This window comes from Raoultibacter massiliensis (assembly GCF_900199545.1).
In the GTDB taxonomy this organism is placed as follows: Bacteria; Actinomycetota; Coriobacteriia; order Coriobacteriales; family Eggerthellaceae; genus Raoultibacter; species Raoultibacter massiliensis.
The window spans coordinates 931,926-954,347 of sequence record NZ_LT962670.1 but is presented as its reverse complement, the minus strand read 5'-3'; the positions used below and the strand labels follow the sequence as shown (position 1 = coordinate 954,347).

Annotated in this window: 17 protein-coding genes; 5 read left to right on the top strand and 12 right to left on the bottom strand. The window is 58.3% G+C overall.

Annotated features, from left to right (window positions below; all coding sequences use genetic code 11):
* Window positions 1-14 precede the first annotated feature (14 nt).
* Complete coding sequence (gene argC, locus C1719_RS03975; protein WP_102373898.1) at window positions 15-1,079, bottom strand: N-acetyl-gamma-glutamyl-phosphate reductase; 1,065 nt, start codon at window positions 1,077-1,079, stop codon at window positions 15-17.
* Window positions 1,080-1,310: 231 nt separating this feature from the next.
* Window positions 1,311-3,158 (bottom strand): nucleoside-diphosphate sugar epimerase/dehydratase, encoded by a 1,848-nt coding sequence (locus tag C1719_RS03970; protein WP_102373897.1) that lies wholly within the window; start codon window positions 3,156-3,158, stop codon window positions 1,311-1,313.
* A gap of 127 nt (window positions 3,159-3,285) precedes the next feature.
* On the opposite strand from C1719_RS03970, the gene C1719_RS03965 reads away from it, so the two are divergent.
* Window positions 3,286-4,596, top strand: coding sequence for a glutamate-cysteine ligase family protein (locus tag C1719_RS03965; protein ID WP_102373896.1), 1,311 nt, complete (start codon window positions 3,286-3,288; stop codon window positions 4,594-4,596).
* A 224-nt stretch (window positions 4,597-4,820) separates the two neighbouring features.
* Here C1719_RS03965 and C1719_RS03960 read toward each other — a convergent pair whose 3' ends face one another.
* From C1719_RS03960 to C1719_RS03945, 4 genes are all read right to left on the bottom strand, one after another.
* On the bottom strand, window positions 4,821-6,152 hold the full coding sequence (locus C1719_RS03960; RefSeq protein WP_245874323.1) for a uracil-xanthine permease family protein: 1,332 nt from the start codon (window positions 6,150-6,152) through the stop codon (window positions 4,821-4,823).
* 198 nt (window positions 6,153-6,350) lie between these two features.
* On the bottom strand, window positions 6,351-7,787 hold the full coding sequence (locus tag C1719_RS03955; RefSeq protein ID WP_245874322.1) for a uracil-xanthine permease family protein: 1,437 nt from the start codon (window positions 7,785-7,787) through the stop codon (window positions 6,351-6,353).
* Window positions 7,788-7,946: 159 nt separating this feature from the next.
* Window positions 7,947-8,843 (bottom strand): 4Fe-4S dicluster domain-containing protein, encoded by an 897-nt coding sequence (locus C1719_RS03950; RefSeq protein ID WP_245874320.1) that lies wholly within the window; start codon window positions 8,841-8,843, stop codon window positions 7,947-7,949.
* A gap of 15 nt (window positions 8,844-8,858) precedes the next feature.
* Window positions 8,859-11,474 carry a molybdopterin-dependent oxidoreductase gene (locus C1719_RS03945; RefSeq protein ID WP_102373893.1) on the bottom strand — a complete coding sequence of 872 codons (2,616 nt, stop codon included), beginning with the start codon at window positions 11,472-11,474 and terminating at the stop codon, window positions 8,859-8,861.
* Window positions 11,475-11,702: 228 nt separating this feature from the next.
* Here C1719_RS03945 and C1719_RS03940 point away from each other — a divergent pair, with 228 nt between their 5' ends.
* The 4 genes from C1719_RS03940 to C1719_RS03925 all read left to right on the top strand — a co-directional run bounded on the left by C1719_RS03940 (window position 11,703) and on the right by C1719_RS03925 (window position 15,102).
* Entirely contained in the window at window positions 11,703-13,145 is a 1,443-nt protein-coding gene (locus C1719_RS03940) for a helix-turn-helix transcriptional regulator (RefSeq protein WP_180963459.1), read from the top strand.
* A gap of 613 nt (window positions 13,146-13,758) precedes the next feature.
* Window positions 13,759-13,986: a zinc ribbon domain-containing protein gene (locus C1719_RS03935; RefSeq protein ID WP_102374007.1), complete on the top strand. Its 228-nt coding sequence runs from the start codon at window positions 13,759-13,761 to the stop codon at window positions 13,984-13,986.
* Window positions 13,987-14,055: 69 nt separating this feature from the next.
* On the top strand, window positions 14,056-14,490 hold the full coding sequence (locus C1719_RS03930) for an FKBP-type peptidyl-prolyl cis-trans isomerase (RefSeq protein ID WP_102373891.1): 435 nt from the start codon (window positions 14,056-14,058) through the stop codon (window positions 14,488-14,490).
* Window positions 14,491-14,673: 183 nt separating this feature from the next.
* Complete coding sequence (locus C1719_RS03925; RefSeq protein WP_102373890.1) at window positions 14,674-15,102, top strand: FKBP-type peptidyl-prolyl cis-trans isomerase; 429 nt, start codon at window positions 14,674-14,676, stop codon at window positions 15,100-15,102.
* 300 nt (window positions 15,103-15,402) lie between these two features.
* Here the strand turns inward: C1719_RS03925 and C1719_RS03920 are convergent, their stop codons facing one another.
* The 6 genes from C1719_RS03920 to C1719_RS03895 form a co-directional block, all read right to left on the bottom strand.
* Window positions 15,403-16,203, bottom strand: a complete 801-nt coding sequence (locus C1719_RS03920) for an ABC transporter ATP-binding protein (RefSeq protein ID WP_102373889.1) — start codon at window positions 16,201-16,203, stop codon at window positions 15,403-15,405.
* A 30-nt stretch (window positions 16,204-16,233) separates the two neighbouring features.
* On the bottom strand, window positions 16,234-16,995 hold the full coding sequence (locus C1719_RS03915) for a GltB/FmdC/FwdC-like GXGXG domain-containing protein (RefSeq protein WP_102374006.1): 762 nt from the start codon (window positions 16,993-16,995) through the stop codon (window positions 16,234-16,236).
* 5 nt (window positions 16,996-17,000) lie between these two features.
* Window positions 17,001-18,506 carry a glutamate synthase-related protein gene (locus C1719_RS03910; RefSeq protein ID WP_102373888.1) on the bottom strand — a complete coding sequence of 502 codons (1,506 nt, stop codon included), beginning with the start codon at window positions 18,504-18,506 and terminating at the stop codon, window positions 17,001-17,003.
* Window positions 18,499-19,698: a class II glutamine amidotransferase gene (locus tag C1719_RS03905; protein WP_102373887.1), complete on the bottom strand. Its 1,200-nt coding sequence runs from the start codon at window positions 19,696-19,698 to the stop codon at window positions 18,499-18,501. The genes C1719_RS03910 and C1719_RS03905 overlap by 8 nt, the downstream gene beginning before the upstream one ends.
* A gap of 322 nt (window positions 19,699-20,020) precedes the next feature.
* Window positions 20,021-20,815 carry a TVP38/TMEM64 family protein gene (locus C1719_RS03900; RefSeq protein WP_102373886.1) on the bottom strand — a complete coding sequence of 265 codons (795 nt, stop codon included), beginning with the start codon at window positions 20,813-20,815 and terminating at the stop codon, window positions 20,021-20,023.
* Between the two features lie 57 nt (window positions 20,816-20,872).
* Window positions 20,873-22,342: a HAMP domain-containing sensor histidine kinase gene (locus C1719_RS03895; protein ID WP_180963457.1), complete on the bottom strand. Its 1,470-nt coding sequence runs from the start codon at window positions 22,340-22,342 to the stop codon at window positions 20,873-20,875.
* Between the last annotated feature and the right edge of the window lie 80 nt (window positions 22,343-22,422).

The following is a 22,422-nucleotide window of genomic DNA, read 5'->3' as shown; positions in this document are numbered from 1 at the left end:
TTCCTCTCGCAGAATCAAACCGGCAGCGCCGAAGCGGAAAGCCCCGTCGCCTCGGGTAGTCCGAATACGATGTTCGCGCACTGAACGGCCTGACCGGCCGCTCCTTTGCACAGGTTGTCGATCGCGCTGACGGCGATGAGCATATCGCCCGCCTGCGAAAGCGCAAGCCCGATATGGCACGAATTGCTGCCCGCCACCGAGCCCGTTTTCGGCATGGAGCCGATCGGAAGCACCTGCGCGAAGCCGTCATCCGCGTAGAACCCTTCGTAGAGGGCATGGATATCCTCGATGCTCGAACCTTTCGCGTGTTCGGCGTCAAGCGGCAGATACACCGTAGACAGAATGCCGCGGTTGAGCGGAGCCAGATGCGGCGTGAACACGATGCGGCCGGGCAGTCCGAGGATCTGCTCGATCTCGGGCGTATGCCGATGCGTGCCGACGCCGTATGCTTCGACGCTCTCGTTCGCGAAGCAGAAATGAGTGCGCTCCGTGGCCTTCTTGCCGGCGCCCGTGACGCCCGAAACGGCATCGACGATGACCGTCCCCGAGACGAGGCGCGCGCGAACGGCGGGAGCCGCCGCAAGCGATGTGGCGGTCGGATAGCACCCGGCGCACGCAACGAGCGCCGGGTGCCCCGCCTTCCGCTCGCCCGCCGCGCGGACCAGATCCGAGGCGAAAAGCTCGGGCAAGCCGAATGCGGCCTTTTCCAACAGCCCCGGCGACGTATGCCTGGTCGCATACCAACGCTCGTAGACATCGGCATCTTTAAGCCGGTAGTCGGCCGACAGATCGAACACGGAAATGCCCGCCTCGAGAAGCGCGGGCACCTGGGACATGGCTGCGGTGTGGGGCACCGCCAAAAAGACTGCATCGCATTCGGCCAGCGCATCGAGTCCGTGCGGTTCGAAAGCAAGATCGGTATGGCCCAGAAGCGCGGGGTACAAATCGGTTACCGGCGTGCCGGCCAAAGAATCGGAGGTTACGACGTTCAGCTCGAAGATGGGGTGCTCGGTCAGAATCCGCACAAGCTCGATGCCGGCGAATCCGGCCGCCCCAACGATTCCCGCTTTTATCGACATGTCTGCTCCTTGGCTCATGCATACGATCTCTGTGTTTCGTGCCGTCTATCCTAAGGGAAACAAACCGCGCTTTGCAAGGAAACCATGAACTCGTTCGCGAAAAGTCACTATTCGGTAACATACCATGACCTCGAACATCAAGGTTAAATCAGGCGCTGCAAGCAAAGCTCGGCGGCACGCGCGCCTTCCCCGCCCCGAATCGACCGGGGTCGCTCGGCAACCCCGAACAGCCTAGCTTCGGTTCGTCGTGTGGGTGTAGGTGGGAACGGCTTCTTCGAGAATCGCGATGGCCTCTTCGTCGGTCTTGGCGATGGCGGCCTCGATCTCATCAAGCTTCGCAGCCACCTCGTCGTAGCTGATCTCCTGCCCCGTCGAAACCATGATCGACGAGTTCGTGGTTGGAAGCGTGGACTCCTCGTCCATCAAAAGCTCTTCGTAGAGCTTCTCGCCCTCGCGCAGCCCCGTGAACGTGATCTCGATATCCGCATCGGGCGTAAGCCCCGAAAGCTGGATGAGGCTTTTCGCCAACTCGACGATCTTCACCGGCTCGCCCATGTCGAGGATGAAGATCTCGCCGCCCTTGGCGAGGCCGCCCGCCTGGATGACGAGACGCGAGGCTTCAGGGATGGTCATGAAGTAGCGCTCGATATCGGGATGGGTAACCGTCACCGGGCCGCCTGCGGCGATCTGGCGCTTGAACACGGGGATGACGCTGCCGTTGGAACCGAGCACGTTGCCGAAGCGAACCGCCGAGAACACGGTCTTCGAAGTTCGGGCGTAGTACTGGACGACCATTTCCCCAAGGCGTTTGGTAGCCCCCATGACCGACGTCGGGTTCACTGCCTTATCGGTTGAGATGAAGATGAACCTGCCAACCCCGTAGGCATCGGCCGCACGCACTGCGTTTAGCGTGCCGAACACGTTGTTCTGCATGGCTTCGCGCGGGCATATCTCCATGAGCGGCACGTGCTTGTGGGCGGCCGCGTGGAACACCGCTCCGGGGCGGTACTTCGCGAACACCTCGTTGATGCGCGCTACATCGCACACGCTTCCGATCTCGATATCGATCTCGATATCGTCGTATTCGGCAAGGAGCTCGTTTCTGAGCATGTAGGCATCGTTCTCGTAGATGTCGAAGATGACGATGCGCGCGGGTGCAACCTTGCAGAGCTGGCGGGCGAGCTCGCTGCCGATCGAACCGCCGCCGCCGGTGACGAGCACCGTTTCGCCGGCGATGTAACCCGAAACCGTGCGCGTGTTGAGCACGATCTCTTCGCGGCCGAGCAGATCGGCCACATCGACGTCGCGCAGGGAGACGTCGCCGAGCTCGTCGATGCGCAGTTCGCGGATGTTGGGCAGCGTACGCAACCTGCAATCGGTCTTGGTGCAGATTCCGAAGATGCGCCTGCGCGCCTCAAGCGTAGAAGACGGTATGGCGACGACGATCTGCTCGATATCGTACTTGTCGACGAGATCGATGATATCGTCGCTTGTGCCCCCCACCTTGACGCCGTGTATGCGCAAGCCCCGCTTCGCGGGATCGTCGTCGACGGCGACGATCGGGATGCCGGGCATAAGCGGGTCTTTGCTCGCCATGCGGTCGATCGTGAGGGAGCCTGTTTCGCCCGCACCGACGATCAGCGTGCGCGGCCTGTCGCAGGCGTGGGTTGGGCTCGAGAACGCCCGCTTCTTGCGGCGCGCGACGCGGTAGACCATGCGCATGCCACCGCAGAAGAATATGAGGAGGAACAGCGCGACGAAGAACACGCGGATGGGCAGACGGACATCGATGATCCAAAGAAACACCGCGCCAACCAGCGTCGAGAGCGCAACGGCCAACACGATCTGGATGGCCTCGTCGACGCTCGCGTACTCCCAAAGGTTGTTGTACAGATGAAAAACGCCGAGAACGAGCACGTTGATGAGAGCGAGGATGCCGAGCATGAAATATATCTCGTTGTTGTGGAAAACCTCGCCCACCACATCGGTCAGAAGGGACGCAAGCCAGTACGCGGCATACGTCGCCGCTATATCGAAGAACAGCAAAAGTGCTGTTCGTTTGGTGATATGGAGATCCATTGCGCCTTGCTTTCAGCGAAAAATGTGTTTGGTTTCAGAATAGCTACAGGTTTTTGCCGCTGAAGGAGTATTGTACACAAATCGATTACCATGGAAAGCTATCGGAACGGTTTCAGGAGTTCACTACATGAATACTACAGCCACGCAACCTGCGGCAGAGCGGCACGGTTCAGCCGCTTGCGGCAACCCCGGTTCGCAGCCCGCCCGCGAGCAGAACATAGCGGCGATCATCGCGTATTACGAGAGCGGGATCAAATCGGCGACCGGGGAAATCGGCATCGAACTCGAACATACGATAGTCGAAGCGGCAGACGGAAAACCCGTATCCTACAGCGAAGAGCACGGCGTGCACTGGCTGCTCGAACAGCTTCGCGGAGACTTCTCGGAAGCGATGTTTGCCGAAGACGGCGATCTGCTCGGCCTGAGCCGGCCTCGCGAGGCGGTCACGCTCGAACCGGCCGCACAGCTCGAGCTCTCCGCCGGCCCCTTCAAGGACCTCGCAAGCGCCGAAGCGTGCTTTCTCTCTTTCGAAGAGCGCCTGGAAAAGATCCTCTCCCCCGTCGGCCTGAAGGCTTTGACCATCGGCTACCACCCGACGGCGCGCGCCGAAGAGCTCGAGCTCATCCCTAAGCGTCGCTACAAGTTCATGAACCTCTACTTGGGAGAGATCGGTCCGTGGGGTCCGCGCATGATGAGGGGCAGCGCGTCGACGCAGGTGTCGGTTGACTACGCGTCGGCCGAAGACTGCCTGCGCAAGCTCAAGCTCGCCTACGCGCTCGTGCCGCTGTTTTCGCTCATGTGCGACAACTCGCCTGTCTTCGAAGGCGAAAAACGCCCGCACGAGCTCATGCGCACCGAAATCTGGAAGTACTGCGATCCCGATCGCTGCGGCCTCGTTCCCGGCGTTATGGACGAAGGGTTCGACATGCGCGCCTATGCCGAATACGTGCTCGACAAACCCGCCATCCTCGTCGCATGCGCCAAACACGGATGGTGTTATTCCGAAAAGACGTTCGGCGAGCTCTACGCTGACACCGTCATGGACAGAAGCGATGTCGAGCACGCCCTGTCGATGTTCTTCAACGACGTTCGACTTAAAACCTACATCGAGATCCGTCCGGCCGATGCCCTGCCCATCCCTTACGCAATCGCCTACGCGGGCCTGGTCAAGGGGCTGTTCGCCACGCCGGAAAACCTCGATGCCCTCGAAGCGCTGTTCGACGGCGTGACGGGAGCGGACATCGATGCCGCAAAAGAGACGCTCATGGAAAGAGGCTACGAAGCCGAGGTTTACGGGCGTCCGGTTGCCGAACTGGCCGATCGGGTGATCGAGATAGGCCGGGCGGGCTTATCGCCCGACGAGCAACGCTACCTCGATCCGCTTGCCGCTCTCGTCGCCGACCGCACAACGCTCGCCGACATCGCAGAGCGAGGCTAACCGAAGCACCGCCGCGAGTTCAGACCACGCGCATATGCCACCGACCCGAGCGATCGATCCACCGTCGCGCAAACCCAAGCGCAGCTGCGATCAATCTTCGCAGCGGAAGATCGATCGCAGCATCGGAAGGCAACGACTGCAAGCTGGGCGCCGATTGGCTTTCGCCGCCGATGAAATGCCGTATCGTCGGAACGCAGCAACCACGCCTCCCGGCATGCGCTACTTTACATGCCTTCGCTCGATTCTTCTTGGAAATCGCCCTCTGCAACCTTTTTTCTTCCAGGAAGAATCAGATTCAGGGCTACTGCCGTAAGCGCCGTGCCGGGAACGCCGCTTAAAAACATGGAAACCCAGAGAGGAAAACTCGCCAGGGCTTCAGGTTGGGCGCTAAAGCCCAAGCCCACAGCCAGAGAAACGGCCAAAATGGTCATGGTCCTCGTGTCGGGTTTCACCCTCATGATTATCTGCATGCCGCTGACCATTACAATGCCGAATGTCAAGATAACCGCCCCACCGAATACGGGAGTCGGAATGACCGAGCAAAGAGCGCTGACTTTCGGACACAAGCCCGCAAACACCATGATGACGCCTGCCACGGCGACCACGTAACGGCTGCACACCTTCGTGATACCGAGGAGACCCACATCTGCGCTTGCTGAAATAGTAGGACCATTGTTGAACACGGCCGAAAACGCACTCGTAACCGCCTGCGTGAAGATTGCGCCCCGGGTTTCCCTTTTGGTGGGCATTCGGTTTTCCGCGATCATCGTCGTAGCCGATGTATCCCCCAAAAGCTCCGCAATTCCGCAAATCGCCAGAAAGGCAATCGTGATGCACGCATCGACGGGGAACTCGATTCCCCAATGAAGAGGTTCGGGAAATGCAAACCACGCCGCCTCCGCAACGGGAGCGAAGTCGACCTTACCGAGAAAAGCCGCCACCGAAAACCCAACCGCCAACCCGATCAGCGGCGCGGCACCGTGTAAAAAGCCCTTTCCGAAAACGTTGAAGAGCAGAACGGTCAACAGCGTTATGCCCGCAAGAAGATAGTTCGCAGGGTCGCCGAAGCCGACGCTTCCCGACCCTCCCGCGCAATAGCCAAGCGCAACACCCAACAAAGTCGTGCCTAAAACAAAGACCACCGCTCCCGACACAAACGTAGGAACGATGATTTTAAGCTTGTCTGAAAAGGCAACGAAAACCACGCCGCACACGATGCTGCCGACAAGGCAGGCGCCAACATACCCGGCATATCCAACCTGCGGCGCGATGACGAGCGCGGGCGAAACGAACACGATACTGCAAACCATTGCGATCGGAAGCTTTCCTCCGACCGAACCGATACCCAACGTTTGAACTATGGTAGAGATTCCTGCCACGAACAGAGCGCATGCAACCAAAATAGTTGTTTGAGCAGGGTCAAAACCCAAACCCGCAGCGATGAGCAGCGGTGCGGGCAGCGCCTGAAAAGCCACCAGAAGAGCATGCTGCACACCGAAAGGAATCAGCTCATGCACGGGAGGACGCTCGTTCATCCCATAGCCTTGCGATTTCATTGTATCCCCCTTAGCATCGGCCCTATGACCGATGATTCGATAGCCTCAAGCCGCTGAAGGCGGGACAAAGGGCGTTGAGGCGCCATTGATACGCGATCGGCTGCAAAAACGCACCTACGATCAAATGCGTCGGAGTTTGCAGTCGAACGAAAAGCAGAGTGCGGCGTCCGCAATGCGCCGCCGCACCCCATAAGAACGTCAAGCCTTTCGAGAGGCAGAGCCATCGGCCATAGGCGCGTTTACCGCAAACGCCGAACCTCCCTGCGCGCCTGCCTTGACCTCTTCCTCTTCGTCAGCAGACAACTCGACACCCCCGAAATCCTCGACTTCCTTCAAGGATTCGGTGCCCGCATACACGGATTGCTTCTTCAGATTGCGCCCAGGCAAAATGATATTCAGAATAACCGCGACGAAAGCGGTTCCGGGAACGCCGCACAGCATGGTAGACACCCAGAACGGGAACTGATCAAGGGCACCTGCAACCGAGTTGAAACCAATGCCCACAGCAAGCGAAACGGCGAGGATGGTCTGCGTGCGAGACGTTTGTTCGGAATCCATGATTATCTTCATGCCGTTGACGAGAATGGAACCGAACAGCATGAGCACCGCTCCACCGAACACAGGATTCGGGATTACGGAGAATATCGCAGAGAATTTCGGACACAAGCCCATCAGCAAAACAAGCCCGCCCGCAACGGAAACCGCATAGCGCGTATAGACCTTCGTTACATCCATGAGCCCGATGTTCGCACTGCCGGAAATGGTAGGAACCGCATTGAACAGTCCAGCGAAAACGCTCGTAACGGCCTGGGTGAAAACGGTCTTCTTGGTTTCTTTCGGAGTAGCCATGCGCCTATCTGCAACCGTGGTCGTCGCAGCAGTGGTCCCGAGAATCTCAACGACTCCGCACACCGCTATCAGGGTCATAACCAAACATGCGTCGATCGGAAACGAAATGCCCCAATGCAAAGGTTGCGGCAAGCCGAACCAGGCCGCTTCCGAAACCGAAGCGAAGTCGACCATACCGAGGAAAATGGCCACGATGAAACCGGCTGCCATGCCGATCAGCGGAGCGGCGCCTTGGATAAACCCCTTGCCGAAAACGCTCAGCACGAGAGTGATGAGGAACGTCACAGCCGCCAACGCGAGGTTGATCGGGTCGCCGAACGTTGCAGCACCGCTACCGCCTGCACAGTTTGCAAGTGCGTTTCCGATGAGACCGGTTCCCAGCACCAAAAGCACCGCGCCGGAAATGAACGACGGGAAAATCACTTTCAGCCAATCCGAAAAAAGCACGAACACGATTCCGCATATGATGGCGGCAACGATGCATGCGCCCATGTATCCGCCGAATCCCGCTTGCGGAATGATCAAGAGAGCGGGTGCTATAAACACAAAACTCCCAACCATAACCATGGGGATCTTCGCCCCCAAGGGGCCAACGCCGAAACTCTGCACGAACGTGCAGATACCGCTGACGAACAGGGCAGATGCAATCAAAATGGATGTCTCCACCGGGCCCATGCCCAATCCGCCCGCTATGAGAAGAGGGGCGGGCAGCGTCTGAAACAGGATGAGCAGCGCATGCTGCAATCCGAAAGCCCCGAGTTCGCCGGCCCGTGGCACCTCATTCATCCCATAACCCCTTTTGAGGGCATTCGCTCCCTTTCCTTTCTTACCAGTACCCATGAGAACCTCCTTGTGTGAACAATCCGAATCGCCTCGATATCAGTTCCCCGAAACCTCTTTCAAAGGGTCCCGACATATAAGGCGCCACTGTAGAAACCGCAGCGCTTACACTGCAGTCGGCACCCGATAAAAACGCATTTCAGGCACTGAGCAATCTTTCTCCGATAGATCGAACTCCGCAGATAGATCGAGATAACCCCCCTTTCGAATCCACATGTGATAGCGATCGGGCTCCAACCCCTCAAGCCACACATCGCCAAACTCGTCAGTCATCGACCGCGCAACCACCTCCTCGTCGGAGATGCGCTGCAACACGATATCCGCACCTTCGACCACTTCATCAGCCTCAATGTCAACGACAGTCATCGCAATAAAACGTTTGGGCTTGTTCAGGTAATACACACGGGGAGCCGTACCGGCCTCAGGCATCAGCACCTCTGCCTGAGCGATCGCGGACTCGAACTCTTCCTCTTCTCCGAACCGAAGAGCTCCCGTGCAACAGGCATCCACGCATCGAGGCTCCTTCCATCCGTCATCAAGCAGATGCGCGCAGCCCGTACACTTTTGGGCGATTCCCAATTCTTCGTTCCAGAAGATCGCACCATACGGACACGAGGCGACCAGCGCTTCAGAATTATGAGCAGATTTCGGATCGATCAGCACAATGCCGTCCTCGCGTTTACTCACCGCATCGGGAGCGGCGGCGATGCAAGGAGCGTTATCGCAGTGGTTGCACAGATGCGGGAGATAATGGACGCGGACATGGGGTACCTTCCCGCACACCTCCTCGTCCACTTTGCACCAAAACTGCCCCGTATCGGGCTGTTCCGCCGCATAAGGAAGCCAGCTTGTATCGCAATGCTCGTCTTTGCAGGCAACCTGACAGTTGTGACATCCATTACACTTATCGAGATCAAAAACAAATACTTTCATGCGCATCTCCGTTTTCGCTGATTGCTGCTCGCAATTGCGGCGCACCATTTCGGGATCGGCGCGCCGCACGTTCGGCAACATGCCCTATCGGTCGTCTACCATCCAAGCCGATACCCGCAAACCATCTGCAGGATCGTATTCGCGTCCAAATTGTTCGGGATACTGCTCGGCAAGCGCAAACACATCGACCTTCTCGACATTGACAAGAAAGCCGTTGGTCGCTTCTCCGGCGGCATTCTTCGACGTGGTCGCCGTTGGGCAGATGAGGTTGTTTGCACCGCCCCGATCGAGTCCGCACTTACCCGTCACGATCGCATCGACGCGTGCGCCATGGTCCTGATAGACCGCACCGGGCATAATACGCTCGTTCACATACATGCCGCCCAAAACAGAGCCTCTCTCGTTGTAGATGCGAACGACATCGCCATCTTTGAGGCCAAGTTTTCCTGCGTCGACGGGGTTCATCCAGACAGGTTCGTACAGATAGCCGTCGGGACCCTCTACCTTGCAGGTGCGGATTTCCCTCATCCATGTAACGTCATCATGCTCGGAATGCACACGCCAACGCGGATGGTTCGTCACCATGAGAAACGGGTAATTCACCGCGCGATCACTCGAAATGCGCTCTTTGTGCTCTGCTGTTTCTTCGATCCAATGTGGCACGATGGGACGCTCTGTGTCGTCGGGAAAATGCTCCGCCAAACCAGTCGAGTATATTTCGATCTTTTGGGTTGGCGTAGACAACGGCTGCGCTGCCGGATCTTCGTACCAAGCGCTTAACGCCACAGGATCGTCTTCCCAGCCCTCGGCTGTCGGAGCCAAGCATATTTTCTTTTCGGCAAACTCGTCGTACGACATCAATTCGCTTGCCTGTGCGCTTTCGAACCCCGCCTCTATCCACTCATCCACGGATTTGCCCTGCGTATAGCGTTCAACAAGATTCTCGTATGGTCCGCCATACCGCTCCAGCTTCTTCGCGACCTCGATTGCGCACTCATAATCCGATTTCGACTCTCCGAGCGGCTCGATGCAATCATCTTGGATGTACATCATGTTGAACTGTCCGGACCAGTTGTCCACAGCAACGTCCTTCTCTTCGAACATGGTATTAACGGGCAAGATGATGTCCGCGAAAACCGTATCGTTTTCAAACCACGGATGTTGCATGACGATGGTCTCGACCCGTTCGTTGCGCAAAGCGTCTTGCATCGAGTAGCCGCCGTTCCAGCACGTCGTCCAACTCGGTGAATCGGAAATGACCATATGGATCATAGGTGCACCGTCCGCAGGAAACTCGAAGGGGATGAATTGATCGGCGCGAGGCGCTGTGCATACAACATGCCCGTACCAGCGCAGTTTTTCTCCTTCCGGAAGGGTCAGCGCCTGGGGAGTCATGGTTTTCGGAAAGAAATTTTGGCGTCCGATTGTCTCCATCCATCCATGGTAAGCACCAGGAACCTCGAAATATTTTTCCGATCGCGGCATGGGATTCCACTCGTCGAACCCGAATTGCCCAAATTCGATCATATGCAACTGACCGGTACCGGGACGACCCAATCCCTGCATGGCGAGCAAGACGATCTCCAGGCGAGCCGGCTCATGAGAAAACGGGGATCGAATCATGCCGCCGCCATCCGCATGGGCAATCGAAACAGCATGTTTGGCCCAATATCGCGCAAACGCTTTGATCGTATAGCTTGGCACGCCGCATTTCTCCTCAGCCCATTTAGGGCTTTTCGGCACGCCGTCTTCCTTGCCGAGAACGTAGTATTCGAACCAATCGAAGCCCACCGTATGGCTTTCGACGTACTCTTTGTAATACGTGTTCTCAGTGATCCACACATACGCAACGGCAAGCTGCAAGGCCGCATCGGTATTGGGAAGCACGGGAATCCACTTCCCCTTATGGCAGGCGCCCGTGTAGTTCAAATCGGGAGAAATGAAGAAGGATCTCAGACCCAGCTCCTCCAAGAAGTACGCCATGCGACTTGGCTGCTGGCCGCCCCAGCCCCAAGGGGTGGTTTCAAGATCGCAACCCCAATAAAGAACAGCATCGCCGTGTTCGCAAACGTCTTTGTACAGATTCCGCTGATTAACTTGCATGCCGACGGGATCCATCCCCCAAACATGCTTAGCGCCCCAATACCATCCTTCCCAGCTGTCGGGTTGGCGCGCTTGCAGCGTATACCCGCCGCATAACTCGAGCATCATCGCCTGTGCTCCATGCGGAGCATGTACCACCTTCGTCTCGCCGTGACCGTCAGCCTGGCACATTACGGCCAAGGGTCCATAGCTATCATGAATACGCTTGATTTCCGAAGCGATGATGGAGGTAGCCTCATCCCAGCTGATTCGCTCGTATTTGGATACGCCGCGGTTGCGCGGGTTGCGCTCTCCATTCGGGTCCCAGTCAACGCGCTTCAGGGGATACAGCACGCGATTTTTCGAATAGATGCGCTTTTTGTATGTCAGCGACAATGGCGGGAGGAGAGTTTTTTCGCCTGGCTCGAAAACCTTGCCGCGCGCCTCTATGCGCCACGGCCTTCGTTGCTCTTCGGTTGACACCTCGTCGTAGTGCAACGGACGAATGCGAATGATCTTCCCATCCTTAACATCGACTGCTGCGGTATTTGCGCTGCACGCAAACGCCGACCATGCTATACCGCGATAGACCGTCTCACCCCTCGTTTCGACACCCATAAGCACCCATCTCCTTCTTCTTGCAGCACGATTCTGTCGTGCACTAGCGGGATACGCTTGACGCGAAATCCTAGACACCGAGCGCATGTTTTCAAATCATCTAAAGGTCATAAAGGATCTTTATGACTATTGGTTTATGTCGTGCAGCCCCTAAACCCATTACACTGACTAGGGGTGGACGACGAAATCGTCGAATTGCAAAGCTAGCCGATCATGTCAGGGGGAACCATGAAGGTTGAAACGCTTTTTCCGATTCGAATGTTGGGGTTCGGACTCTACTGGGCTTGGCTGTTCCTCGTCGGCGTGTCCCCGACACCGATACTCGACATCGAAGCCGAACCCACCTTTCCCCTCGAGGCCATGGAGCTCCTGTTCAGATTGATGGGCATAGCGCTCATCATTGTTTTCTCCGCATGGCTTTCGTCGGTGAAAGGGCGCATGTTCCTGCTGTGCGTCGGAAGCATTGTCGGCTCGATGTCTTCGGCACTCCTGGTCGGCTTCGAGGCAACCCCGATCACAATCGCGCTGGTTGCGTGCGCCGACGCTTCCATCTTCATGCTGTGGCTCAGCTTCTTCGGGCATATGAAACTCGGTGAAACCGCACTCTATATGACCCTCTCCTATGCAGTTGGATCGCTGCTCTTCGTATGCATCATGGGAATCGGCGACGAAGCGGCCCGCATCTGCGCTATCGTGCTCCCATTTCTTTCGGGCATCACTTTCCTCTACTCCAATAAGCTCTATGAGCACGAAGCGGGCTCGTCGAGCACCACTTTTTTGAGCGAAATGAGAACGAACGGGAATCGGGAAGCGCCAATATTTCCCTACATAACCAGAATGACCGCGGCACTGGGCTTGTACGCCCTGCTCTTCAGCCTGATAACCAGCACTGCCGTTTGCAACGGGTTCAGCGGGGACATCGCCGGGCCCTACATCGAAGCCCCTTGCTGCATCGGCCTCGGCATTGCCATTGCTTTGATATACAACTCCAAAAAGAAAGCGCGCGGCATTTACTATCTCTACCGTTTTGTTCCGCTCGCCTTTTCAATTGGGTTGGCGGTTTTACTGTTTATCAGCCAGCATGTGTTCTTCGCCGCAGATGCCTTCATCATGACGGCCTACTTGACATTCGAAATCCTCATCCTCAATGACTTCTGCAATGCGATAAAAATGAACGACCTGCCTCCCCTGAGAACATTCGGCATCGCGCGCTTTGCGATCACGGCCGGAATGCTTTTAGGCTGGCTTATCGGCATCGCGACAACGAACCTTCCCGAGTTCCTGCCCCCGCTTGCCGTTGCCGTGGGAGTCGGCATGACGATAACCGTAGCTGCTTCGACGTTGGTGTTCACCGAAAAAGAAGTGTTCTCCCTCAGCGGCATAGCCGAAGAACGCAGCTTCGAGGAAAAGGTTGTGAGGAACAACAATCCGAATCACACGCCCGACGAAAGCATACGCCAATTCGGCAAGGCGTGGCAATTATCCAAGCGGGAAATAGACGTGCTCGACCCGCTGCTAAAGGGCCGAACAACTCTCTATATATCTCAAAACCTTTTCATCGCCATCGGAACTGTAAAGACCCATACCTACAACATCTATAAGAAGATGGGCATCCATACGAAAATGGAGCTGCTTGACCTGTTCGACGCGTTTCAGGAAGAAAACCATTGAGGAAAAACCAGCCGAAACGCAAGCGATCCACGATGGCCGATGCCCCGAAGCCGCACCTCCCCGATCGCCGTCGGACATGATGCGGCAATACGCCGAGCAAAGTAGAGCCGTGTCGCAGAAACCGCATTCTATCTGCATAGCACGGTACGCCGATCGTTGCGACGCGGCATGCCCAGTGCGCTTTTCGCGCCCTTCGCAAAAGACGCTCGCGAAACCGATCTGCCCCCAACCCTCCCCCCGAGAATCGTTCCTTTCGAAAATTGCACCTGAAATGGCGGCCAAGGCAAGCTTCCGTCACCGCGATCGCGTCCGCGCGCCACACCTGCCGGCATTTGCCCTGGTCGCAAAAACCCAAACAGCAGAAACAGTGCCGAAAAGCATCGAAAGCACCCGTCACAGCCTGGATTTCCTACAGAAGCTTGCCTTGGCCGCCATTTTCGGGCGTTTTTTTCGGAGGAGACTCAGCCGAACCCATGCTCCGGCAATGTACGCCCAGCCGACAACCCCGCAAAACGGATACAATAGGATGGTCGCATTCGAGAGCGCGCGTCAGCGCCGCAACTCGTTCGCGATGTCTCGACAGCGCATTTCAGCATGCGAGAAGGAGGACGTGATGGGATTCATCAGCAGCTTCAAGCGAGGATTGAGCGGTGACTATTCGTACGAGATCGCAGGCGAACCCGTCGTTTGCCCGCACTGCGGCTCTCGGGATTTCGAAAAAAGCGATGCACAGCTCAATACGGTAGGCCTCACGTTTCTTGGTCTCGACTGGGCGAATCGCAGCGCGACGATCCTCATATGCAAGAACTGCGGCCGCATCGAGTGGTTTCTCGAGGGGTAACCGTCAAGCCACGAGGCGCCGACCGACCAGAAGCGCCCGGTACGCAAATCGGATCAGCAAGGACACGCCATGGACAACAGCAACAAGATGGTCACGGTATCGTACACGGGACGTTTCGATGACGGCCATGTGTTTATCGATCAGACCGAGCAGCCGATCGAGTTTCCCTGCATCGACGGGTGGATGCCGCCCGCGTTCATCGAAACCGTTCGCACCATGGCGATTGGGGAAACGAGATCGGTGCGCGTAGGAGCAGACGAAGCGTACGAGCAGCGAACCGACGAGCGCATCATCGAAATCCCGCGCGATAAGATTCCCGCCAACCTCAAGCTCCCCCTTGGCGAAATGATCAACCTCGAGGACCCCTCGGGCCAAACCTATCCGGCACGCGTGATCGAAGCAACCGGCGATTCGGTTGTTTTCGATACGAACCACGACGCCATAGCAAAGGCGCTCAATTTCACGATAACCCTGATCGCAGTCACCGACCTCGACCGATGCTGATCCATCGCAGCCAAGACGGGCGGGTCGGCAATCCGATACGAGATCGAGCGGAAAGCCGCGCCGAAGTCGACGCATATCCTACAGAATTGTGACGAAGCTGCGGCGCTTCGCCGTTGCGGGCCGGCTGCGCTTGCCTATTCAGGTAGACTGAATCCACTGTTTTCTTTTGAAAGGAGCTCTTTTATGAGCAACGAAGGCAAAAAGGTCAAGGTCCACTACACCGGAACGCTTGACGACGGTACCAAGTTCGATTCTTCCGTGGACCGCGGCGAGCCCATCGAGTTCACCTGCATGGTGGGCCAGATGATCCCTGGCTTCGATGCCGCCGTCAAAGACCTCGCTGTCGGCGAGACCAAAACCGTTCACATTCCCGCGGCGGAAGCCTACGGCGAGTACAACGAAGAGCTGATCCAGAAGATCCCTGTTTCCCAGATACCCAACGGCGACCAGCTTCCCGTCGGCCAGACCATCTACATGCAGGGCCCCGGCGGCCAGCCTTTCCCGGTTTTCGTGAAAGAAATCACCGACGGCGTTGCCACGTTCGATATGAATCACGAGCTTGCCGGCAAAGATCTCAACTTCGAGATTACGCTTGTCGAGTGCACCGACTAACATCGGACGGCACATACGTAAAGCAAACGAGCCCTACAGGGCTCGTTTTTTTGATCTGCCTGAATGCACGGAAGTCCAACAGGCAATAACCCCGCGCTGCAACATCGTTGATACAACACGCCTGGCAACGTCACTGGCGATGTTAAGCATCTCGAAGCGCTTGATGAGATTGATCGCTTGGTAGAGCACCGCCTCATGGTACTCGCCCTCGCATAGGAACAGGGGAACGCCGCATGTCGAACTCGCCAGTCAGCCGCCGCCAGCCGAGACGGTGCGGCGGCGCTCGCCCGATACCGCATTTCAGAATCTAGCCGTCATGCAAACACGGCGTCTCGCATCTTCCACGTAGCGGATAACCATCTCCGATTGGTACACGGTTTCAAGACGATCTTCTTGCATGATCTCGTCGACGGTCCCTTTCGTCAAACGGCCACCGCGATCGAGCAGGCACACCGAGCTGTCAAGCAGAATGGGATGATCGGGGTTGTGCGTGGTCATCACAATGGCGTAGCCTTCGCAAGAGAGCTCCTTCACCATCCTGAGCACCTTGATCTGATTGCCGTAGTCAAGGGCGCTTGTCGGCTCGTCGAAAAGGATCAAACGCGGATCCTGCGCAAGAGCTCGGGCGACATCGACGAGCTGCCGCTGCCCACCCGAAAGCTCGTTATACGAGCGCGCAGCCAAATCGGACACGCCCAATCGGTCGAGCGCCCGATCGACTTTCGCGTAGTCTTCGGGCGAAGGCGATGAATACATTTTGAGAAACGGAGCACGCCCCAGGGCAACGTAATCCCGTACGGTATAGGCAAAGCTCACATTCGTCGATTGCGGCACGTAGGCCACTCGCTGGGCAATATCGCGATGCCCCATCCGGCCAACCGGCAGCCCATCGAGCACGATGCTGCCGGCCTGGGGTTCAAGCAGATTCATGATGCAGTTGAGCAAGGTCGATTTGCCCGACCCGTTCGGTCCGAGCAACGTGATCAGCTCTCCGTTGCCAATTCGGCAACATCGCCGCTTCGGAAATTCGAAAAAAGGCCGGGTTGCCACAGACGCAACCCGGCCCGAACCGCGCGGCCCCCGTACAAGGCAGCGGGTCATACCATCGCGCACGCGAACGCGCAGCGCGAATCAGTTGGCGTACATGCTCGCGTAAGGGCGAAACGAAGCGGGCCTTAGGCGGAAAAAGCCCTCGCCGCTCGTATCGACCCCGTAGCCGAGGTCGTCTGAAAAATGCGCATTGTATTCGATGAGCAGCGAACGGACAATCGCTTTGTCGGCGTCATCGACCGCCCCTTGAACAAGGCCTTTCGGCACCTCTTCCAAAGCAAGCTCGTGCCTCAGGTAGATGACGCCTCCATGCATGCCGGTCGCAAGATAGCGTCCCGGTTTGCCCAAAAGCACGATGACGCCGCCAGCCATGTACTCCCCGAGGAAGCTGCCCGCATCGCCACCGATGACGATGGCGGGGCGCTTGTCCTCGAACTGCTTCATATGGATCCCCACGCGCCACCCGCACCCGTCGCGCACGAATATCTTGCCGCCGCGCATGCCGTAGCCAGCTGCATCGCCGCAGCGACCGTGCACGATGACGAGCCCGTCGTTCATCGTGTTGCCGATCTGGTCTTGCGCGTTGCCGAACACCTCGATTTCGCCACCGTCCATGTAGCACGCCATATCGTTGCCGGGTACGCCGTGGATCAGCAGCGTCTTGCCCGCCTGCATACCGCAGCCCAAATAGCGCTGCGCGAAAGCCTCGCGTATCTCAACGGTTGCAGCTTTCCCGAGGGCTTCGCGCACGAGCGCGTTCGCTTCGGTAAAATGCTCGGTTCCCAAGGTCACCGAAACGTCGGAGACTTTGCGCCGTGGCACCGTTTCGTAAGATCGATTCATGTCCATCACTCCCCTGCGTACTTCACGCCGAGTATCTCAAGTTCCTTATCGTTCAGGCCGACGGCGCGCAGCATCAGCCGGTTGCCGCGAAGACTGTCGATGGCGTTGATGCCCATGCCGCCCATCATCTCTTCAATCTCGTGGTTCCACGCCCGCATGAGGTTCACCACGCGCTCTGCGCCGATTTCAGGGTTGAGGCGCTTCGCGAGTTCGGGGCGCTGGGTCGCGATGCCCCAGTTGCACATGCCGCTTGCGCAATCCTGGCACTGGTGGCACCCGAGCGCGATCAGCGCGGCCGTCGCGCTGTACACCGCATCGGCCCCGAGCGCGACCGCGCGCACGACATCAGCCGACGAGCGGATCGAACCCGCGGCCACGATGCTGACCTTCGAGCGGATTCCCTCGTCGCGCAGGCGCTGGTCAACCGCTGCAAGTGCAAGTTCGATGGGGATGCCCACGCTGTCGCGAATGCGCGTCGGCGCAGCACCCGTGCCTCCCCGAAACCCGTCGAGCACGATCACATCGGCACCTGCCCGCGCGATGCCGCTTGCGATGGCCGCAACGTTGTGGACGGCGGCGATTTTGACCGCTACCGGCTTCGTGTAGCGCGTAGCCTCCTTCAACGAGAATACGAGCTGACGCAAATCCTCGATCGAGTAGATGTCGTGATGCGGCGCGGGAGAGATGGCGTCGGTTCCCTGCGGAATCATGCGCGTTCGCGAAACCTCTTCGTTGATCTTCTCTCCCGGCAAATGGCCGCCGATGCCGGGCTTGGCGCCCTGGCCTATCTTGATCTCGATCATCGAGCCCGCATTAAGGTAGTGCATGTCGACGCCGAATCGGCCCGAGGCAACCTGAACGACCGCATGATCGCCGTATCGTTCGAGGTCTTTGTGCAGACCGCCCTCCCCGGTATTGAAATACGTGCCGAGCTCTTCGGCGGCCATCGCAAGCGACTTCTGCGCGTTGAACGATATGGAGCCGAAGCTCATCGCGGAAAACATCACGGGGATGTCGAGTTTGAGCTGCGGGGGCATCGGCGAGACTATGCGGCGCTCGCGCTCGTTGACCACGAGCTTATCGGGGCGGCTGCCCAAAAACACGCGCGTTTCCATCGGCTCGCGCAACGGATCGATGGGGGGATTGGTCACCTGGCTTGCATTCAAGAGCAGATGATCCCAGTAGATGGGATAGTGCTGCGGATTGCCCATCGACGAGAGGAGCACGGCTCCGGTCTGCGCCTGTTTGGCGATATCCTGCATGGCTGCAAGCGTCCAGTTGTTCGAACCGTTGCCAACCTGAGGCCACCGGGCGATGGCGAGGGCCCGGGTCGGGCACATCACCACGCAGCGCTGGCAGTTGACGCATTTCGCATGATCGGCCGTCACCCGGCCGAGCTCCCCATCGATACGATGGACTTCATTCGCACACGAGCGTTCGCACACTCCGCACGCAGTGCATAAATCGGGATCGCGCAGCACCTTGTAGCGGGGAAGCAGGCAATCAAGCATGATGGGCCTCCCTCTTGCTCGATGCGGGCATGACGCCTGTCAGGTGCTCCTGCGGCCTGTCTTTCGCGGGGACGTTCTCGTGCGACTCTTTCGCTTTGCGAGCCGCAACTTCGTCGAGCTGCACCACGAACGGGACTCCCCCGTCGATGGGCGCGACGTTTTCCACATCGGGGCACACGATCTCGATGGCGGCCTGCTCGCTTGCAAGGTAGACCATGCTGCCCTTCTCGCCCGCCATAAGCGCGCGCAGCTTCAAACGGTCGTTGAGTGCGAGCAAGCCCTCGTCGGAGCCGAGGATCACCGACATGGGACCGTTTACGAGCGCGCTCGAATACACGCACCGAAGCGCCGCCTCGCAAGCCGCCCGCTCGGGCTCCATCCTGTCGATTTCATCCCACATCGGCGCGCACATGATATGGGCCGCCATTTCCTGAGAGAACCCATGGCGCCGAATGAGCAGGTCGAACAGATATGTGATGACCTCGGTATCGGTCATGAGCGTGCACTCGTAGCCGAACTGCTCGACGTAGCGGCGATTGGCATCGTAGCTCGATATCTCGCCGTTGTGAACGATCGACCAGTTGAGCAACGTGAACGGATGAGCCCCGCCCCACCAGCCGGGCGTGTTGGTGGGGAAGCGCCCGTGCGCGGTCCAGAGCCACGCCCTGTAATCGCAGATGCGGTAGAACTCGCCGATGTCCTCGGGATAGCCGACGCCTTTGAAGGCTCCCATGTTCTTGCCTGACGATGCGACGAACGCCCCGTGGATGGATGCGTTGATATGGAATACGTGCTGCATCGTGTACTCGGCTTCATCAAGGCCGCTCATGTTGAGCTTGACGGGATGCGGCGCAACGAAATACCGCCAGATGTCGGGAGGATCCTGAATGCCGCGCACCGATTCGGTAGGTATGCGCTCCTGCTTTTCGCTGATGAAATGCTGATCCAGGTACGATTCGGCCGCGCTTCGCGCCTCTTTGCTTTCGTACATGATATGAAACGCATAGAGCTCTTTGTATTCGGGATAGATGCCATAGGCGGCGAATCCTCCGCCGAGGCCGTTGCTCCGATCGTGCATCAAGGCGATGGCCTTCAGGATATCGCTTCCGTCATGCAGCCCGCCACTTCTATCCATGATCCCGGCAATGGCGCACCCGGAGGGTATCCTGATATCGCCTTCTCTTAAACGCATGGGTCAAAACACCTCGTCTTTCCTCGTCGCGCGAAATGCGGAAGGCTCCGTTTTGGCGCCGTGCGCCGCCGAAGGCGCCTCGAAGCCGATTCCAATCAGCCGCGCCGATCCGAAGGCATCGCTCCTCGGGCGCCGATCGGACGGGCTTTGCGGAGCAGTACGGGATGCCGCCGGATGCAGAGCACCGCATTCTGTGGTTCTTCGAGTTTACGGATGGTTTGTTTCGGGCCGGTATGCGCCGTGTTTCGGGTCTGTTACGTTCGGGATCGCACCTGCAAGGCACTTGGCCGCAAGAAGCGCTTTCGAGCCCCGCGGCAGAAGGCTACGATGCACGGGATTCTTCCCGCTGCTTTTCGCGTTTCGAGATAACAGCGTAAACGGCAACGCCGATGCCGACAAGCGCAAGCGTCGCCGCCGCAACCACGGCGGTCGCCGTCCAATCGCCCTGCGCCGCGAAAGCGGAAGCCAGCGTCGAGGAAATGATCGAGGGAATGCGTCCGACAGTCGTGATCGCCGCAATGCGCCCGACGCTGCATGGCGTCAGGCCCGCAATGTAGGTCATGATATCCTTCGGCGTGCCGGGAATGAGAAAGCACACGAACAGCAGCAATTCGAAGCGAGACGATGACTGCAGCCACGAAAGAGACGCTATCTTCTCGCGTGAGAAGAACAGCTCGCAGACTCGCATGCCAGCCGTACGCGCAAGCGCAACGACAACGATGGTCCCGACGAGGCTCCCAACAAGACAGAGCGCCGTTCCCTCCCAAAACCCAAACGCGTACCCCGCACCCAGCTCAAGCGGCTCGCCGGGGATCACGGCGACAACGATCTGGACGACTACCAGAAAAACCATGATCACGGGCGCAAACACGCCGCGCTCATCGACCCAAGCTTGAAGCCGCTGTCCATCGGTGAACAGAGAAAAAGCATCGCCGCCGTACAAGATGAGCCATGCGATCGTCGCCCCGAGCGCAATCACCGCGACGGCGATGACTGCGACGCGCTTCGCCCGAAGGCTTCTGCCGACCGCTTGCCCCGCCGCACATCGGGCAATCGCCGCTGTATGCTCCGCAAGTGCTTCTTCACGCTGTGCCCCGCGGGTGCCATCGTATTCCATGATCGTCCTTTCGAGATTCCGCTAGAACCATCATGAACGGCAAATCACAAATAAGAATCAACGGCTGGAAACCGAAGGAAAACGGATTTCCACCCGCGCGCCTTCCCCCGACGGCCGGTTCGAAAGAGAAACCGAGCCGCCGCATTTTGCGCTCAGGGCAGCGCAGATGCCAAGTCCCAAGCCGAAATGCTCCGAAGAGTCATCGCGCGACGTGTCGCGGAAATAGGGTTCGAGTCCGTGCCTGAGCGCCTCATCCGAAAAGCCCGGACCGTCATCCTCGACGATCGCCGCAAGGCACGCTCCTTCGATTTCGATCGTCAGAACGATCGAAGACCGCGCGTAGCGAGCCGCGTTCGCCAGCAGATTGCCGACGCATCTCTCGACAACGTTCGGATCGACGCGGACCGTTGCAGGCAAACCGTTCGCAACGGTATCGGCGCGCTTTCCGCATTCCGCCGCCAAAGCGCGCGCCGATTCAGCCAACCGCGCTGCAAGCTCCGATACATCGACATCCACAGCCTCGATCTCGCAATCGTCCAGCCGAGCCAAATCGCGCATGTTTTCAACATAGCGTTCGATGCGTTCGGCCTGCCTCTGCGACGCTCGGGCCATCGCCTCGATCTGATCGGCTGAAAGAGCGCCGGACGCGGTGAACGATACGAGCATTTCGAGCTGTCCTTTGAGAACCGTCAGCGGAGTTCGCAGATCATGGGCGAACGCCGCGTTTGCCTCTCTGCGCGCCTCCATAACTCGCCACAGCTCCCGACTGTTCGCAAGCAGCGAGGCCCTCATGTCCTCGAAGCTCACGACCAGGCGCCCGAGCTCGTTTCCACTGTCGGACTCAAGATGAAAATCAAGATCGTTTTCGGCAATGCGGTTGGCGGCATCGTTCATCAATGCGATGGAGCCCCCCATGTGATTTCGGTAGAACAAGCGAGCGGCGACGATGAACACGAGCGCGAACACGAGGGGGAACACGAAAATGGAGAGCAGTTGCAGCACGTCGTAGGTGGCGCCCTGCGGCCGAAACACCACATAGTAGGCCACTGTCGAAGTGGCTGGGGTTTCGCCGTATTCGTTCGGCGGCAGCCACATCGAAGCCGCCGATTCCTTTTCGCGGCCTTTTTGCCGCGCATCGTATTCGGGAACATCCGAAAGAGCGATCGGATCCTCCGTGGCGCCAGCAGCCATGTCGTCATCCGTCAGAATACGGCCGTCGTATACAACGGGGTTCTCTCCCCCCTCGCCCGCCCCCCGCACCGAAACGGGTTCGGCCGAATCGCCTGGCGAAACCTCGACGTACAGAGGTTTGCCATCCTCCCGATACCAGGAAAGAGATTCGGCGGGAACGAGCTTTTCCGATTCGGCAAGGTAGATGTACATGCCCGAGCGCATATGCGATTCGCTCCAAAGCGTCGACGCGCTGTTCGCAAGATAGCTCGACGCCAGCACCGATACGACAAGGGCGACGATCGTGGCGATAATGGCATAGACGACGAACGCCGTCTTGAGGGAGCACGACCGCATGAAAACCCGCACATGTTGCATCGGGTGGAGCAACCCCGGCTTTCCAACCACTTTGGAAGCGCCATTCCGCTTTGGCACGC